Origin of the sequence: Fibrobacter sp. UWR2 (assembly GCF_002210285.1) — a bacterium.
GTDB lineage: Bacteria > Fibrobacterota > Fibrobacteria > Fibrobacterales > Fibrobacteraceae > Fibrobacter.
Genome location: NZ_MWQE01000001.1, coordinates 327,178 through 344,654 on the forward strand (window position 1 = coordinate 327,178; position 17,477 = coordinate 344,654).

Here is a 17,477-nt window from a genome sequence, read left to right on the forward strand (position 1 = left end):
ATACTAGTTCCTCATTTCGCCGTTAGGGGAGGGTGTGCCGGCCTGCTTTGTGCGCGGGTCCTCGAGAATGTACAGCGGGAGTGTCGCGATTTCTTCGTCATCGATCATTAGGCGCACGATGTACTTGTCGGGGCGGGCAATCTGCAGGCGCTGCATGTTCAGTACCAGGTTGATGGCCGCGGTGTCGAGCCCCGTGGCGACCGGTTCGAAGGGAATGTTGGATTCCATCACCGGGACAATCGGGTGTCCGCAAACGTCTTCAATGGCAAGCGCGAGCTTGTGTGTGCCGGCCTCCGCTCTCAGGTAGCGGATGCGGAACGCCGCCGCGCACTGCGGAATGACAAATGGAAACTTTTGCGGAAAAACCCTGTCAAATGCTCCGAGAATATTGAGTCTGCCGCCTGCTCCGTTTGCAGTGGCGGCGTCACAGATAGATGCTATTTCGATGTTCATTAATGTACCGTCCATGTATCGGCCACATACTTCATGATGATGGGGCCGAAGTTTTTACCGCTACCGCCGGCATTTTCCCACCCGAGCATGGAAATGTAGACCGTCCCGTTTGCGCTGATGGCAATGTTCGGGAGGGATCCACGCAGGTAGTAGCGCTTGCTGTTGTAGAATACGCTCTTGAAGTAGGGCAACTCGTTTTCGCCCATGAGTTTCCAGGTGTTCCCGTCTAGCTTGAACACATGGCTCTGTGCGAGCGAGGGTTTGCCCTTGTCGTCGACGATGGCGTAGAGCTTGTTGTCGTATGCCTTGATGTGGATGTGGTAGGCGAGAAGGCCTTCGTGGATGGAAGCCCCATATACACCTGACGTATTCCACGAGATGGAAGATGTGCCCACATCTCCCTTGTACACGTACGGGCCGTAGTGCTCGGTGTCGCGGTTCAGGAATCCCATGTAGACCGTGTTACCGTCTGCAGCGAGGTTGATGCCGTTCACGTTGCTTGCGAAGGCCTTGCCACCCTTCTTCTCGTCATATTCATTATTGTAAAGTGTGTAGTATGCATTATAGGATGTCGTTGTATCGACGAGGACGAATGCCAGGGCCCCGTTCTGCAGGTAGGCTACTTTCTGTTCGCGAACTTTCCGGTCGACATATGTTGTGTCGCAGACTTGCTTACCGTGCGATGTGCGGCAGTTCCTTGTAACAACCCCCTGCGGGGCCGTCATATTGGTTGCAACCCATGCGGAGCCGTTCCAGCGGCTGAATGCCGAGAACTTTGTCGAAGTCTTGATGTAGCTCACTAGCGGGTAGCCGGAAGTGGGGTGGCAGTCTAGGGCGATATTTGAAGCTTCTTCGCTGATAGTGCCCATGTTTGCCCATGGTGATGTTCCGCCAGCGGACTTGTACATGTTGAGCTTGCCTGCGCTGGTGAGTACGGCGAGGTAGAGGTCGGAACCGCCTGCCTTGATCAGAAGCTGCGTGATGGAATCAGTTGTGGTAATTCCGCTCGTGCTGAGATCTTTCCATGAACTGTCCAGATACTTAGTTTTGACGGTGGTCGAGTTCTTGAGGTAGGTGATGACGGGCTTGTTTGCGAGGGTCTCGAGTACCGGGGGCGTCGTCATCTTGGTTGAATCGATCACGGTGTCGCTGGTGGCGATATTGCGCCATGCCTTGCGGAAGTATACCTTGCGGCAGACTTCTTCGGCGCGGTGCCTGGAGTAGAATGCCTGCGTCGGGTGCGCGGCGGTACTGTCGCGGTAGTCGAGGCAGATGGTGACGGAGTTTTCTCTTGAACTGCGGATGAATGCCGAGTTGAATTCGGCAATGCTGGTGTCGAGCGATCCGTCGTGGTTGCCTTGATAGTAGTTTCCGTCGACGTTACTGAAGTTCCACCAGAAGTCCTGATTGTTCTGGTCGCCGATGGTTCCGAGCGTAGAGTGCTTGCCACCCCAGCTGGTGTCGTAGAAGTAGTAAGCCTCGCCGTTGTCGAAGGATTCGTCGCCACTCCACAGGTAAACGGTGTCGGCTGCGGTAATCACGCCTACAGGCGGCTGCTTGATGATGCGCACGCTCGTGGTGTCGCGGAATACGGCCTTGGTACTGGATTCTTCGGCGCTGACGACGCAGTACATGTCTTTGCCGTCCATCGTGAACCCGCCTTCACGGAAGTCGTAGAAACTGGAACCGTTCGCGTAGTAGTCGTACCGGGGAACGTCTGATTCGAGCGATTTTTTCGTCTTCTGGTCGAAGCATTCCCAGGTGAACCAGCTGATTCCCTGCCATACGTTGTTGACGGTGGCGTTAAGTTCAAACGGATCCCCTGCAGAGACGTAGACTACGTCGTCCCTCACCTGGATGGAGGGAGTCTCGGTCGAGAATATGATATTCATTGTATCCATCGCGGTGTTGCCGTCATCGTCGGTGACGCGGGCCACGCAGTAGAAGGTGGCGGCTGCAGCTGGCGCTTTCCATACGGTGTCGAACTGCGAGACCGTCTTCCAGTTCCTGTCGATATCAGAAGGTGTCGCGCAGCTCCACTCGCGCTTGGTGATGTAGCCCGGGAAATCGGGATAGTCGTATGCGGTGGCGCCCAGCACGATGTTATAGCCTTCGCGGACAATCACGGATTCCGTATTGACTATTACGGTAGGCGGCGCCTGGATGATGTCGATGAAGGTCGTGTCGCGGGCGGTGTTGCCGTCATCGTCGGTGACGCGGATGATGCAGCGGTATCCGCTCTGTGCGGTAGCGGGCATGATGGCGGAATAGCTGGGCGAATTCGGGTTGGAATAGGTGAATCCGATATTCTGAGCGCCGGCGGCTCCGCAGCCCCATTCGTACAGAACGATTTCACCATAGTGGTCGCTTGCGATGGCGTCGAGTCTGATGGTATCCTTCGGAGTGACTGTGTAGTTTCCAAGGACCTGTACGGTCGGCGGATCTTGCAATACGGTAAATGTCGCCGTGTCGGCAGCGGTATTGTTGTCATCGTCAGTGACGCGGATGGCGCAGTACCAGGTGCAGGCTTCGGGGGGCATCGTGATGGTCGGAGTCGTTGCGTTGGCGAAACTGGTCCAGTTGTTCTTCAGGTTGCTCTTGATGCTGTCGCAGGCGAGTTCGTATCCGACTAGCTGCCCCAGCGTGTCGATCGCTATGTAGCCAAGCTGTACCTGATCCTTGATGGTAAGTGTCTGACTTGCGATGTTGAGGGATATGTAGGGAAGGTCCTGCAATACCTTGAAGGTTATGGTATCGTTAGCGGTTTCATAGTCGTCGTCGGTCGCCCTCACGATACACTTGTAGTTTTCGGTGGCGGTGCCCGGCATGATTACGGTGATGGGCTCGTTAGAAATGGTCTTCTGCGGTGTATCGAAGATCTTGTTGTTGTCGAAGGAGACCATGGAACCGTTCGTGCAACCCCAGTCAATCCTCTTGATGGTGCCGAATACATCGCTTGCGCTCACCTGCAAGGTCACGGAAGAATTGATCTTGTGGCGGTTGTCCAGGGATTCGGAGGTTACCGAGACCGTGGGCGGGTCGCTGGTTACGTTCACGACGAGCGTATCCTTGCGCTTTTCGGTTGCGGTGTTGGCGATGGTCACGATGAATTTCTTGGTGCCGGCATCGCCCCAGAAAATTTCGCCATTCAGATTGTTGCCGGTCGGGCACGGGTAGCCGCCGTTGCAATCCCAGCTGAGCGTGAAGGTCTTGTCGGTCGGGTCGCTGTTGTTGCCGTCGGCGAAGATACTGTAGGTGATGGTGTCGTTGATGGAAATGGTGGTGTCATTTGCCGGCGATTCGAAGTAGACGACAGGGCCATCGTCGAAGAATCCGAAACGCACCTTGTTTGTTACGATGTTGTCCTTGGTCTTGGCGATCATTTCGTAGAACGTGCCCGTCTTGGTGACATCAGGCAGCCTGCTCTTGTCGATTGTGAGTGTCGCCGTGCTGTCGTCCGGGTTCACTTCGGAGATGAAGCTTTGGGCGCCTTCGATGTTTGTCTCCCAGGTTAGGGTGTCTGGCATCGGGATGGCGTTCTCGACCTTCGCGGTGAAGGTAATCGACTGCGTGGAATTGACCATCTTCGATGTCTTGCCGTCTATGGTGAGCGTTATCTTCGATGCGTGCACGAAGAATTCCTGCTTTGCGGTGTCGGAGACGAGGCCCGCGCTGTCCCTGACGACCAACTTGAACACGTGGTCGCCATCGAGAAGCCCGGTATGGTTCCTGCTCCAGCTGTTTGTCGTGAAGTAGGAGGCTTCGACTTCGTCGCCGTCTAGCCATGCCGTTGCGCTTGCGACCTGGGAGCCGAAATCGTATAGCTTGAAGTTGAACTGGAAGTCGCGCTTGCTAAGTGTGTCGATCTTGTTGAACGTGATGATGGGCTTCGCCGTGTCCTTGAGGGTCATGGTGTCGAGGAACAGGGTGTCGTCGGGGAACATCTGCTGTTTTTTGAGCGTGGCGGAAGCGAACCTGTAGTTCGATGTATCCGTCGCCGTGATGCTGTACAGGCCCGGCTTGAGGTTGATCTCGTACTTGCCCTTCTCGTTCGTGTTCGTATAGAACCTGTTGCCTAGGGTGTCTTCGACGGTAATGCGGATGGTGTTGTGCCTGCTGCTCCATCCCTGGTACTTTGCGTATCCCCAGAAGTTTCCGTCGATATCTTCGAGACTCTGCGTGCCGCCGGTACCCAGGTAGAATTTCCACGGCCTTTCCTTGTTGCCGTCCTTGATATGCTTTGCGTAGACGGTGTCGTAGCCGTCGGTTACCCACACATCCCAGTAGAGGATGCCCGCCATGCCGATGTTATTCTTTATGACGGAGTCCGGGGTAATCTCGATAATCTCAAAACTCTTCTCGATGATGTTCGATGCGATGAGGCTTTCTTCGGGATCGGTGAAGATAGGCGGGTTACGCCCGTCGGGGCTTTTCGCCATGCGGATGTAGTAACGTAGAGACCCCGGATTGTCCTTGTCTTCGGCACGGTAGTACAGTGCCTGGCGCTTTTTGCTATTGAGCGAGGCATTGTCGACCGGCTGCAGCATCTCGATGGTCGGAAGCTGGTTGAAGTGCAAGTATACGGTGTCTATCGCCTCGTTTCCATCGTCGTCGACCACGCTGACATGGATGGTCTGGTTGCCGAGGGAATCGACATAGTCTTCCTTGTAGGGAATAGTGATGGATAGGCTGTCGGTATCTTCGACGGGCTTCGTTTCCCAGACTTTTGCGGTATCCTTCCCGCTTGCGTCGAGGTCCACCTTCACGCTCTTGATTGTACCGCAGGAGTCCATGGCCCATATGGTGAATGTCGCCGGTTTCTTGTGCTTGGCCCTTACCGTATCCCTCGGGACGGACAGAGCGGGCGGAGTGTCGATGACGCGGATGTATAGCGGGCGGCGGTGGACGCCTGCCGTGTCGATTGCGTTATTGCCGTCGACTGCGCGGAATATCGGGAAGTAGACGCCTTCCTTCTCGTATGCCCAGCTCTGTGTAGTCTTGTTCTGGCTGGTGATGACGGTGTCCGTGGAAACCTTCTTGTCCTTTTTCTTTGCCTTTAGGGTATTCTCGTCGGTCTTTTCGAAAATCCATTCAAAGCGGTAGATCTTTTCGGCATAGAGGGGTAGGAATCCCATGAAGTAGATGGAGTCACCTACGGTTACGGTAATCGTGTCGGAAATAGTGTCGGCCGGGAGGTCGGCATGCGAAATCGAGTCGGCAAAGGATTCGGGATTCTCGAAGGGGTGCGTGAACGCAAAGACGATGGAGTGGTTGTCCCGGAGTCTGGGGTTCTCCACGATGGAAGATTCCCTGGAGCAGGCAAATAACGCAATAAGGCACGCCACTGCAGATATAATCAGGCACGAGGTTCTCATTCGCATAAAGAATCCTTTTTAAACACAAAACAACGGGGCGCCTTTCGGGAGCGTCCTATGAAATTAAATTTATCTTTTTAATTGGGAAAAGCAAAATATTATATTGCTCTTTATATATTCCTTTATGTAGTATAGACCGATTTCGAGGCATTTTTATGGAAGAAATTCCCCTGTGGTACTGGCTTATCGTGTTTTTTGGGTTCGGCGCGTGCGTCGGGAGTTTCTACAACGTGATCGTGTACCGCATGCCCCGCGGGATTTCTCTCATAAACCCGCCCAGCCACTGCCCGCTGTGCAAGAAGCATATCCCTATCCGGTACAACCTGCCTATCGTGGGTTGGCTGTGGCTCCGCGGGAAGAGCGCCTGCTGCAAGCAACCCATTAGCATAATCTACCCGATAGGGGAGGCTCTGTGCGGGCTCCTGGGTGTGCTCGCGCTGTTTTCTGCCGTGGCGGTGAACGCGGGCTCGGTTTCGGCGGGGCTGCTTAGCGCGCCGGTGATGGAACCTGCCGTATGGGCATCCGCGTTCGCCATGTTCTGGCTTTTGCTCGGGGCGTATCCGGTATGCGCTGTCGACTGTAAGTACAAGCTGATTCCCGACTCCATCTCGGTGGGCGGGATTGTCGCGGGGCTTCTGATTTCGATTATTCCCGGCGGTGTCACTCCGTTCCAGAGCCTGCTCGGGGCGGTGGTCGCTGGTGGCGGCCTCTACCTGGTGGGCTGGACCGCGACAAAGCTCCTGAAGAAAGATGCCATGGGGTTCGGCGACGTGAAACTCCTCGCGGGTTACGGAGCGCTGATGGGAGTGACGGGTGCCGTCGAGACGCTGATTGTTGCTGCCTTGCTGGGGATTCTCGTGATGGTCCCCTACGGCAAGTTGCGCAAGAGTGATGACGGCTCGGGGCAGATTCCCTTCGGGCCGTTCCTTGCGGTGGCAGCCCCGTTCATGTACCTGTGGGGCGAGCAACTGTTTGATTTGTACGTAAAATTTGTATTCGGGGAATAACGCGCGTCTTAAACTGCGCGCGTTTTGCATGTATTAAACTGCGTTGGCTTACTTCACGCGGATTGTTTTTTGCATGTTGCGTGAGCCGTCACGCACCTGCATGATGTAGATTCCGCGGGGCAGGCCTGCCGTGCTGATAGCCTCTCCGGTACTTTCACGCAACAGTTTCCCGGTCGTGCTGAAGAGGCGCACGTGCGTCGAGCCCGTATAATCCAGGCGGGGTTCCGCGAGCTGGCCGATTGCCGTCGTCGTGTCGGAGGTATCGGGCTTGGTCACGTTCACTGCGGTGAGTTCCAGCTGGTCGAGGTTCGGACCATCGTTCCCGCCGACGGTCGCAAACGTGATGGTGCTAGCGCCCAGCGGAAGCGTGATGGAGACATCCTTCGTCACGTAGGTGGTCCAGTTGGCGGTCGTCGCGAATTCGACTTCCTGCGCGGCGCCGGCTTCGCCCTTGATGGAAAGGCTGCGGGCCGCATTGCTCCCGTTTGCGTAGGTCAGAGTGAGCTTGTATTCGCCGGCAGCGTCGGCATAGACCGGCACCTTTACGGACGATGTGCCTGTACCGAAGTTCACGTAGCCCGCACCCGCGAAGCCTGCGTTGGTGCTCTCGCTGATGGCGTTTTCGATAACGCCTTCTTCGGCCTGGAACTTGTTGGAGCCGTCTCCGACGAAGCTTGCTGCAAGCTCGATGTCGCCTGTTGCCTTGATGGTCGCTGGAGATTTGTCCGCGTTGATGCCTGCGGCACTTGCTCCGCTCCAGCCTGCGAATTTCCAGCCGCTGAGTGGCTTTGCGGTAAACACGGCGTCCTTGCCTTCCATGACCTTGTTGCCGCTGAACGATGTCTCGATGGTACCGCCGATAGGTGTGTTGAGCGTTACCTTGTAATAGGTGGCCGTGGCATCCAGGGTCGTTACTTCGTTGGAACTGCTCCCGAGACCGCCCATGCTATTTGCGGCACGCACTGTAATCTTGGAGCCGGTCGCAACGCCTTCGAGCGAGAAACTCGGTGTAATCACGTTCGCCTTGTACTTGCCGTTCACGAATATCACCCAGCAGCGGGCGTTGTTGTCGTCGGCCCAGGTAATTTCGGCGCCTTCCTGCGCGATTTTCGGAGCGTTCACCTGTGCGGTCAACTTGGTCGGGTCCCAGTTGTCACTGCCCTTGAGTACGTTCTGGAGCGTGTACTTTGCGGCATCGCTTGCGTTCCATACCGTCTTGAGCGTAGTCGCGGTAGAACCATCCTTGCCGCCGTCAAAGTACGTTTTGCGCTGGCTCGTGTTCACCGCGTTACCGTTGCCGTCCTTGCTGTTGTATTCGCCAAAGACAACCGGTGCGGAATTCATGTCGGGGCCCCAGCCTTCGCCCTTGGGCTGAGCCACCATCTTGGTGTTCAAGAAGACTGTCTTCGCGTGGCCCCAGGAACGCCCTAGGTAGAACGTGCCGTTGAAACTGCTGTTGCTCACCGTGATGGTCGCATTGTTGAAGACGTAGCCCCAGTCTCCCGGATTCTGCGATGCGGTAATGTAGCCGCCGTTGCGCGTCATCACGAGCTTGGTGCCTTCAAAAAACACGTCGCCGCCACCGCAGATGAAGTCTACCGTGCCGTTGATTTCGCCGCCTTCCCAGTAGGTGCGGCCCTTCTTGGTGTAGTAAGTGTCTTGCCCGCTCAGCAGGCGCACGTTCTTGTAGATATACTTGTCACCTTCGTTCTGCTGCAGGGCCACTTGGCGCGCCGCATTGGATGTACTGTAGGTGCTCTTGTTCTTGAGCGTAATATCCTGCATGTACATCTCGTTGTTTTTCGGGAAGTATATTGTCGCCGTGAGGCCGATGCCTTCGGTGTCGGTCGTGTTTGCGATAATCGACTTTTCAAGACTCTGCCCGATAATTGAGAGGTACGATGCGCTCACGGTCGATTTGCCGTGGCTGTCACCCGTAAGCTTGGTGATGTCGTATTCACCGTCGGGCACGAAGATGACGAAGCGGTTGCTTGCCGATGCTCCCGAGCTGCCGGCCTTCGAAATAGCGGCCTTGAAGTCGCCGTCGACTCCGAGCACGAAGTCGATTTTCTTCTTGTCGACTGCGGATGCGCTTGCCGCAAGTGCAAGCGTCGCCAAAAGAAATTTGTAGGTCCAGTTATTTAGCATAATCGTCATCCATGGCGTCTTATCTAGTTGTTTTCCCGTTCACGCGGAAAGTCCTGCCGTTCCGTATCAGGTACACTCCCGCACGGTTTGCGCGGGTGCCAAAGTCCACAAAGTAGCGGTCGCTTACCGATACCGGGGTGTTGCGCACGCCGCGTGTGCCGATGGCGGTCGTGGTGTCACTCGCGTCCACCTTGCCCGCGTGCAGGGTGGTATCCATCCAGCCGATGTAATCGATGTTCGCCATGCCGTCACTCGAGAGGCTTTCGAACTTGAGTTCGTTGTAGCCCTTTTCGAGTTCAATCTCGACGGACTGCGATTTCCAAGTGGTCCAGCCGCCGGTCGATTCCATGCTGCCGTCTGCGATGGGTGTCTTGTCGCCGATCGTAACGCTGTACCCGCGTGCAGAACTGCCACCATTCGCGAAACTGATGTAGAGTGTGTACTTGCCATCCTTCTCGGCGGTCACGCCGTAGGTCACGTAGCTGCCCTTTTCGTTATCCACGTTCGCGTAGCCTTCGCCCACGAATCCGAGGTTGCTCGCTTCCTTCACTCCCTTGATTTCGGTAAAGTCTACGCCGTCGATAAATACCTTGCAGGTATCGCTCCCGCACATGGCCGCCGGCGGGGGAGGCTCCACGTAGGTTCCCTGCATCTTTTCGAGTGCGGTCAGGTATGCCGCTTCGGTGGAGAGTAGAGCCGTACCGTAGTCGCCTGCCCACTGGTAGCCTGTGCGGCGTTCCTCGCTAATCTTGGTGAAGTCCTGCGTCTTGGTGCTTGCGCCGTCGCGGTCGCAGAAGAAATAGTTGTCGTTGTTCACCTCGTAGAAGCGGTACCACAGCACGTTTCCGTCGCGCTGCTCGAAAGTCCCCGCCTTCTTGTTGAAGTACAGCCCGACGACGCGGGTCTTCTTGTACCAGGTAATTGCGCCCTTGACCGCCTTCTGGATGGCTTCGGTCTGTTCGGGCCAGTTCATCAGGAACCATACCGCACCTGCAGATTCGCTGCCCGACTTGGATTCCAGTTCGTAGGCGCGTGCGGGGCGAGGCGCGTAGTTTGCGGTATCGTGCTGGGCACACCATACCGTCAGGTTTCCGTTGTTCACAATCTGCGCTTTGAGCAGGTAGTCGACAGCCTTGTCGAGGGCGGACTTCATCTTGTTCCGTGTCGCATCGTCGATGATGTCGCTATCGAAGGGCGATGTCCTGTTCGCGATATCCATCATCGTGACCATCGCACGCACCATCGCGTTGTCGTTGAGCGTTACGTGGTCGCTGTAGTTGCCGCGCTTGGGCCAAACCTGCGGGAGGCCGCCCGTGGAACGCTGCATGGTGAGGATAAAGTTCAAAGCCTTGTTGAAACTCGACTTGAACGTGCTCTTGTAATTGCTGTTTGTCGTTTCCTTGTAGCGTACCGCCAGCAGGCGCATTTCCTGGATGGTCGCGTTGTTGTCGATGGTGCCGAGGTCGCCGCCGTCCTTGGAACGCCATTCCGACTTTTGCCCGCCGGTGTATGCGCTCTTGTACTTGTCGGCCATCGCCTTGTAAAAACCGCCGTTGCTGATCTGCCACGTGGTCATGTTGTAGGTGTACTGGTCGATATCCATGCCGCTCGCCGCGTCGGTGAGTTCCGAGTAGCCGCGGTAGCTGTTGATTTTCGATACTGCGGTAGAAGGCGGTGTATAGTCCGCTGCAAATGTGGCTGCCGTTCCTGAAATCAGAACGGCTGCTACAGAAATTCCAAACCAATCTTTTCCCATAACATCCTCATTGGCAAGACAACGGTGCCATACACCGTTAATCTAACATAATATATATCGAAAAAACCGGCCTAGGCCGGTTTTTTTATTTACAAGTTGTCCATGGACAACGGCCTGCTATTTGGCCAAGATTACTCGACGGTCACGCTTTTCGCGAGGTTGCGCGGCTGGTCCACGTCGTTGCCGCGGAGCACGGCGATGTGGTAGGCGAGTAGCTGGAGTGGCACGCAGGTCACGATTGGCATGAGCATGGGGATGGTCTTGGGCACCTTGATCAGGTGGTCGGCAAACTCGTCGAGCGGCTGGCAGTCTTCCGTGGTGACCGCGATGACACGGCCGCCGCGTGCCTTGATTTCGCGGACGTTGCTGATGACCTTGTCGAACAGCGCATCCTTCGGGGCGATGACGACTACGGGCATGTTCTCGTCGATAAGGGCGATTGGCCCGTGCTTCATTTCGGCGGCGGGGTAACCTTCGGCATGGATGTAGCTGATTTCCTTGAGCTTCAATGCGCCTTCCATGGCGACGGGATAGTTGTAGTGGCGGCCCAGGTACAGGAAGTTGTTCGCCTTCACGTACTGGTGCGCGATGCCCGCAATCTGGTCCGAAAGCTTGAGCGTCTGTTCCACCAGGCCGGGGAGTTCCTGCATTGCCTTGACGATGTCGGCGCCCGACTCAAAGCTGAGCCTGCGCTGCCGGCCGAGCAAGAGAGCAATCATGGCGAGGACGGTCACCTGGCTTGTGAACGCCTTGGTACTTGCGACACCGATTTCGGGACCGGCGTGCAGGTACACGCCGCCGTCGCTTGTGCGGGCGATGGTGGAGCCCACGCCGTTACATATGGCAAGCGCGGTGGCGCCCTTCTGCTGAGCTTCCTTGAGGGCAGCAAGCGTATCGGCGGTTTCGCCGGACTGGCTGATGGCGAGCACGAGCGTGCCCGGCTTGATGATGGGGTTCCTGTAGCGGAATTCGGAGGCGTATTCGACTTCGACGGGGACGCCGGCGAGGTCCTCGATCATGTACTCGCCGACCATGCCCGCGTAGTAGCTCGTGCCGCAAGCGGTAATGATGATGCGGTTGATGTTCCTGAGTTCCCTGATGTTCGTGTCGAGGCCCGCGAGCTTGGCGTTCCCTTCGGCGCTGAGCAGGCGGCCACGCATGGTGTTACGCAGCACTTCGGGCTGTTCGAAGATTTCCTTGAGCATGAAGTGGGCGAACCCGCCCTTCGCGACGGCGTCTGCATCGAACTCCACGTCTTTGACTTCTCGTTGCACTTCGTGGCTGTTCATGTTGACGATGGAATAGTCGCCGTTCTTTATCTGCACTACGTCGTTGTCATCCAGGTACACGACCTTCTGCGTGTGGTTGATGATGGCGGAAACGTCGCTTGCAAGGAAGAATTCCGAGCCATTCCCGATGCCGAGGATAAGCGGGCTGCCGCGGCGTGCCCCGATAAGCGTATCGGGCTCGTCCATGCAGACGACTGCAAGGCCGAAAGTGCCCTCGACCAGGGCGAGGGCCTTTAACACCGCGGCCTTCAGGTCGCCCTTGTAGTAGCGGGCGATAAGGTGTGCCACCACTTCGGTATCGGTTTCGGACTTGAACTGGATGCCTTCGGAAACGAGCTTTGCCTTCAGGGTTGCGTAGTTCTCGATAATGCCGTTATGGACGATGGAAATTTTTCCGTCGAAACTCGTGTGCGGGTGTGCATTTGCGATGGTCGGTGCGCCGTGGGTTGCCCAGCGGGTGTGCGCGATTCCGGTATGGCCGTGGATAACCTTCGTCTTCAGGCAGTCCTCGAGGGCCGAAATCTTCCCTGATGCACGGACGACGCTTATGCCGTCTTTCTCAATGACGGCGATTCCCGAGCTGTCGTAGCCTCTGTATTCCAGTTTCTTGAGGCCTCCGACCAGGATGGGCAAAGCTTCGTTTTGACCGATGTAACCGACTATACCGCACATAAGTTTTTCCTTGAAATAAACTCAAAAAACGTTTCCGGGGGCTTTAACCGCGGAAAACGGGGATTTTTGCATAATATATCAAAAGAAATCGTAAAAAATATTTAGAGTGTGAGAAATATCACGTTTGATTTGCTATTTTACATATGTCTTCAAAACTCAAAAAGAGGAACTATATGAAAACTAAACTGATTGTTGCTGCCGGCGCCCTCGCTATGCTGATGACCGGCTGTGATCAATTGTGCCCCGGTGCGGCCTCCTCGAAGGCTTCCCTCGTTACGGAGAAGGATTCGAACAGCTACGCTTTCGGTGCCCACTTTGCAAACCAGGTTTACCAGCAGCTGATTGCTCGTGATTCCCTTGAACTGGATGTCGACATTTTTGTCCAAGCCTTTAGGGATCGTTTCAGCCAGGATTCCAGCAAGGTTCTCATGAACGATTCTATGGTGTTCGCTACCCTGATGAACATCCAGCAGAAGAAGCAGGCCGAACTCCAGAAGAAGGACAGTATTGCTAACGAAGAACGCAAGGCTGCTAACACCGCCTTCTTCGAACAGAACAAGACCGCCGAAGGCGTCGTGACGACTGCAAGCGGACTTCAGTACAAGGTCATTACCGAAGGTACCGGTGCCACTCCGGGTGATTCTGATATCGTGAAGGTCCACTACACGGGTACGCTTCTCGATGGCAAGGAATTCGATAGCAGCGTCAAGCGTGGCGAACCGCTCGAATTCCCGATCAACGCCGTGATTCCGGGTTGGACCGAGATGCTCAAGCTCATGAAGGTTGGCGAAAAGGTTACCGCATGGATCCCGAGCGACCTCGCTTACGGTCCGTTTGGCCGTCCTCCTCAGATTCCTGGCAACAGCATGCTGATTTTCGAAATGGAACTCATCGATACGCATGCTGCCGAAGCCCCGAAGGCTGAAGAACCGAAGAAGCCCGCTAAGGCAAAGGCTGCAAAGCCGGCTGCCAACTAGTTCTGGCAAATAGTCTATAAAGCAAAAGTCCCCGCCATCGAGGCGGGGATTTTTTGTTGTATCAGACTTGTCGCCTTATTTGAACGGGAAAGGCTTCTGCTGTTTTTCGCGGATGACCTTGTAGGCTCCGCCACGTTCGGGACGGTCCGCCTTGCCGGCCAATCCGCGCGATTTCAGGAGAGTGAAATGGCCCGTATCGACACTGCCGTATTCCTTTGTACGTACGGCAGTCCGTTCCTTTGCGAGCTTTACGGCAATCTCCATTGCCTTGTCGGGGTCGCCTTCGATATAGTCGGGCTCGATTCCGTACCTGTGGTAAATCTTCTTGTTCTTGTCAAGCATCCTCATGCTGGTGATGCCTGCAATGCCGTTAGCATATGTTCCGAGATAACTCTGTCCAATTCCCTTGCCGTATGTGGTGAGGCCCACTACCGGGGACTTCGTGTTGGAGATGGCGCCGACAAGCATGAGTTCTGCGCAGCTCGCGCTTCCCGTGTCGGCGAGGAACACGAAGTAGCGGCCCTTTGCAATGCCGTCTTCTGATGCGGTCCACGTGAGGGTGTCGACAATGGGGTCTTCGGTCAGGGTGTCAATGCTGTGCGAGATCATGAATGCCATCGTGTCGTTCTTGTCGATCAGTTCGGCAGTCGCGTTCATGCACTGGTCTACGCTTCCGCCCGGGTTTCCACGCAGGTCGATGATTGTCGCCTTTGCGTCCTTGGTCTCTTCGAGGGCGTTGACGAATTCACCGTAGGTTCCGGTATTCAGGTAGGTCGTGTCGGTAAATTCCGTGATGGTGATGACCGGGATGGAATCTTCCATGTCGACGAATACGGTCGGGGTTAGGAATTCCTGGAACTTTACGACATAGGTGCGGTTCTCTTCGCCTCTCTTGACGACAATGCTTGTCGTCTCGCCGCTTTCGCCCGATGCGAGTTTCTGGAACATGTTGGCGTTAGTCGGAGTTACGCCGTCAATAGTTACGAGCGTGTCGTCTTTCAAGATGCCAGACTTGGCTGCCGGAGCGCCGGGGTACACGTGCTTGAAGACGAGCTTTGTCTGGGTTTCATCGCAATCGTCGCCAGTTTCGCAGCTGGGTACGGTGACTTCCTTGATGTCCACGCCGATACCGACGTTCTCTTCGGAATAGAGCAGCATGTTTATAATCTGCTCGGCATACCTCGGGCTGAAGTACCTCGTGTAGTTGTCGCTCAGGGAGTAGAACATGTATTCGACATCGGGGAATTCGAAATAATCGGTCGGGAATCCGTTCTTGGTTCCTTGCTTGTAGTAGTCCTCGAATTCACCCAGTTCCGTGTCGGCGTTCACGTAGAATACCGAAAGCAGCCATCCGGTGTAATAGAGTTCCTTTGCGTCTTCAGGGAGGTTCTCGAAATCCTCTTCGCCGATTTCTGTGGTTTTGAACGGATTATCGCTTGATTTCGTGGTGCAGGCCTGCATGCCGAGCAATGTGAGGCAAGAAAGCCCTAAAATAGCCTTGTGGAAAAAATTCATTGCTAAGATCTCCTTTTCTTATCTAAATAGAAAATTTTCGTCGTATGCGCCACCTTCGACGTCTTCGACCTGCCGGATATTCCTCAATATCGAGTGCTCCTCGACGGTCTTTTGCCCCTGAAGCTTCTTGAGGCCCTTGCCGAAATGCTTTTCTGCTGCTTTGATGGCGCATTGAATATTCGCACCCTCCGTACAGGGGTAGTCGGGCACAAGTCCTTTCCCGTGATACGAATTCCCCTTTGGGGTGTAGAATTCGAGCGTCGTGATGGTTGCCAGCCCTCCGTCGACGGTGTTCCAGGACGATTGCCCGATTCCCTTGCCGAATGTGGTCGTCCCGGCAAGCGGAATGTCGGTCAACTCGCGAACTGCCGCGATAAATATCTCGGCGCACGAGGCACTTCTCTCGTTGGCAAGCATGATGAACTTGCCGCTCTCTCCGGGGTCGCCCGCCTTGGCCTCCCTGCTGGACTCAAATTTGGTGCGCTTGCCGTCGGCCGAAAATACATACCAGCCTCTTGACGACAGTGTTCCCTTCTTCACGAACAGGTCCGCCATCCTGATGCACTGGTCCACATGTCCGCCGGGATTGTTCCTGAGGTCGAGAATGCGGATGGACTTGTCGTGCGCAGTGGAATCCAGGTGGGCGGCGAGTTCCCCGTAGGTGCCGTTTTCTCGGTCGAGCGTGTTCAGTTTGAATTCACGGATGTTGATGACTTCGTAGTCGCCGATGGTATCTACGAGAACCGTGGGCGCGTAGATGGTCTCTCGCGTCATCTCGTATGTGTGCGTGGAATCGCCGAAAGCGATGACCAGGGTGATATCTGCGTTCTCGTTGAATACCGAGGTGTACGTGATATCCGCATCTTCTCCGGTGAGTGGAATGCCGTTTATCGAAATAACCCGGCCACCCTTTGGGACTCCGGCGCGATCGGCGGGGCTTTGGGGAAATACATGCCGCACGGAGAGCGGGAATTCTTCATCGGGATTGAACCAGAATTCGAGTCCGATGTCGCCGGTAATGACGCTTGTGTTCCGGGACTCGATGACTTCTTCGCTCTTTGCGGGTTCCGTATAGCGGGTGTACTTGTCCGAGAGCGCGTTGTAGAGAACCTGTATGGAATCGCCCTCTTCGGGGAGTTTCTTTAGTTCGTCTCCGTACAGATATGTCTTCTGCAGAAGCCAGTAGTTGTAGGCGTATTCGTCGGGCGCGGGAGTGCTTTCCACCGGCTCGAGAAAATCACTGCATGCGGCGAGCAACGCTACTAGCGGGAGGAAAAAAATGTGGAATGTGGAATGTGGGATGTGGAGTGAGCTTCGTGTAATGATTGATTTTTCATTTGTCATTTCACACCTCACATTCTTCGTTCCCCACATTCAGCACTGCGCCAAGGGCGCTTACTGGTCTACCTTTATGCCCTTCTTGTCGAGCAAGATACGGGGGATGCCGCCTTCCATCGGGTTTTCGACGACGGAGATGGTTTCGAGGCTATCGCACTGGGCGAGCGACTCGGGGAGTGTCGAAAGCTGGTTGGCGTCGAGTACGAGTTCGCGGAGCTTCTTCAGGTTGCCAAGTTCGGAGGGAACGGCACCGAGGCTGTTGCCGGACACCATGAGGATTTCGAGATTCGAAAGTTCTCCGAGCGTTCCGGGGATAGATGTCAAGTCGTTGTTGTCGAGGTAGAGCTTCACGAGGCTTTCCATCTTGCCGATGCTTGCGGGAATTTCGGAAAGCATGTTATCGTGCAGGGAAAGCTTTACAACTTTTTTCCAGTTTCCAATTTCTTGCGGCAGGTCGAGCATCTGGTTCTTGGCGATGTTCACCGTGCGGAGGTTTACAAGGTTGCCGACCGAGGCGGGCAGTTCCGAAAGGCTGTTGTAGCCCAGGTACAGGTGCTCGAGTTTCTTGAGGTCGCCGATAGTCTCGGGGAGTTCCATCAGGTCGTTTTCGCTGATGGAAAGGCTCTTCAGGTTCTTGAGCTTGCCGATTTCGTCCGGAATCTCGACGAGTTTGTTGCGGTCGAGGTTCAGTTCTTCGAGTGTCTCGATTTCAAAAAGTTCGGGCGGAAGGAGCCTGAGTTCCTTCTGGGAAAGGTCGAGCGAGGTGGCCTTTTCGGACTTGGCTTTTGCAATAATATCGAGCAGATTCATAAAACTCTCCTAGACAATAGACTTACACTGTAAATCATAGTATTTTTCCCCGATTTTGCGGCAACGGACGTAAAAAAATACGAAAAAAACAAAAATCTATACATGTGAGCACTGCTTTTTGCCCTTTATATTGGTGT

The 17,477-nt window shown here is 55.2% G+C and carries 10 protein-coding genes; 2 read left to right on the plus strand and 8 right to left on the minus strand.

Annotated elements, in window-relative coordinates; genetic code table 11:
* Positions 1-3: 3 nt before the first annotated feature.
* Positions 4-468, minus strand: coding sequence for a hypothetical protein (locus B7994_RS01335; protein ID WP_233142922.1), 465 nt, complete (start codon positions 466-468; stop codon positions 4-6).
* On the minus strand, positions 453-5,834 hold the full coding sequence (locus B7994_RS01340) for a hypothetical protein (RefSeq protein WP_144063697.1): 5,382 nt from the start codon (positions 5,832-5,834) through the stop codon (positions 453-455). Before B7994_RS01340 ends, B7994_RS01335 begins: the two co-directional genes overlap by 16 nt.
* Positions 5,835-5,983: 149 nt before the next feature.
* Between B7994_RS01340 and B7994_RS01345 the strand changes: the two genes are divergently transcribed.
* Positions 5,984-6,835 carry an A24 family peptidase gene (locus B7994_RS01345; RefSeq protein ID WP_088636679.1) on the plus strand — a complete coding sequence of 284 codons (852 nt, stop codon included), beginning with the start codon at positions 5,984-5,986 and terminating at the stop codon, positions 6,833-6,835.
* A gap of 48 nt (positions 6,836-6,883) precedes the next feature.
* Here the strand turns inward: B7994_RS01345 and B7994_RS01350 are convergent, their stop codons facing one another.
* From B7994_RS01350 to glmS, 3 genes are all read right to left on the minus strand, one after another.
* Positions 6,884-8,983 (minus strand): pectinesterase family protein, encoded by a 2,100-nt coding sequence (locus B7994_RS01350; protein ID WP_088637200.1) that lies wholly within the window; start codon positions 8,981-8,983, stop codon positions 6,884-6,886.
* Between the two features lie 19 nt (positions 8,984-9,002).
* Positions 9,003-10,739 (minus strand): pectate lyase, encoded by a 1,737-nt coding sequence (gene pelA, locus B7994_RS01355; RefSeq protein ID WP_088636680.1) that lies wholly within the window; start codon positions 10,737-10,739, stop codon positions 9,003-9,005.
* Between the two features lie 131 nt (positions 10,740-10,870).
* Complete coding sequence (glmS, locus tag B7994_RS01360; protein ID WP_088636681.1) at positions 10,871-12,700, minus strand: glutamine--fructose-6-phosphate transaminase (isomerizing); 1,830 nt, start codon at positions 12,698-12,700, stop codon at positions 10,871-10,873.
* 173 nt (positions 12,701-12,873) lie between these two features.
* On the opposite strand from glmS, the gene B7994_RS01365 reads away from it, so the two are divergent.
* Entirely contained in the window at positions 12,874-13,677 is an 804-nt protein-coding gene (locus tag B7994_RS01365) for an FKBP-type peptidyl-prolyl cis-trans isomerase (RefSeq protein WP_088637201.1), read from the plus strand.
* 75 nt (positions 13,678-13,752) lie between these two features.
* Here the strand turns inward: B7994_RS01365 and B7994_RS01370 are convergent, their stop codons facing one another.
* The 3 genes from B7994_RS01370 to B7994_RS01380 all read right to left on the minus strand — a co-directional run bounded on the left by B7994_RS01370 (position 13,753) and on the right by B7994_RS01380 (position 17,340).
* On the minus strand, positions 13,753-15,192 hold the full coding sequence (locus B7994_RS01370; protein ID WP_088636682.1) for a S41 family peptidase: 1,440 nt from the start codon (positions 15,190-15,192) through the stop codon (positions 13,753-13,755).
* A gap of 18 nt (positions 15,193-15,210) precedes the next feature.
* Entirely contained in the window at positions 15,211-16,416 is a 1,206-nt protein-coding gene (locus tag B7994_RS01375; RefSeq protein ID WP_158213038.1) for a S41 family peptidase, read from the minus strand.
* Between the two features lie 171 nt (positions 16,417-16,587).
* Entirely contained in the window at positions 16,588-17,340 is a 753-nt protein-coding gene (locus B7994_RS01380; RefSeq protein WP_088636684.1) for a leucine-rich repeat domain-containing protein, read from the minus strand.
* Positions 17,341-17,477: the final 137 nt, after the last annotated feature.

Excerpts from the sequence above, each read along its gene's own strand:
- B7994_RS01335 (WP_233142922.1), bottom strand. The coding sequence starts at position 468 with ATGGACGGTACATTAATGAACATCGAAATAGCATCTATCTGTGACGCC.
- B7994_RS01340 (WP_144063697.1), bottom strand. The coding sequence starts at position 5,834 with ATGCGAATGAGAACCTCGTGCCTGATTATATCTGCAGTGGCGTGCCTT.
- B7994_RS01345 (WP_088636679.1), top strand. The coding sequence starts at position 5,984 with ATGGAAGAAATTCCCCTGTGGTACTGGCTTATCGTGTTTTTTGGGTTC.
- B7994_RS01350 (WP_088637200.1), bottom strand. The coding sequence starts at position 8,983 with ATGCTAAATAACTGGACCTACAAATTTCTTTTGGCGACGCTTGCACTT.
- pelA (WP_088636680.1), bottom strand. The coding sequence starts at position 10,739 with ATGGGAAAAGATTGGTTTGGAATTTCTGTAGCAGCCGTTCTGATTTCA.
- glmS (WP_088636681.1), bottom strand. The coding sequence starts at position 12,700 with ATGTGCGGTATAGTCGGTTACATCGGTCAAAACGAAGCTTTGCCCATC.
- B7994_RS01365 (WP_088637201.1), top strand. The coding sequence starts at position 12,874 with ATGAAAACTAAACTGATTGTTGCTGCCGGCGCCCTCGCTATGCTGATG.
- B7994_RS01370 (WP_088636682.1), bottom strand. The coding sequence starts at position 15,192 with ATGAATTTTTTCCACAAGGCTATTTTAGGGCTTTCTTGCCTCACATTG.
- B7994_RS01380 (WP_088636684.1), bottom strand. The coding sequence starts at position 17,340 with ATGAATCTGCTCGATATTATTGCAAAAGCCAAGTCCGAAAAGGCCACC.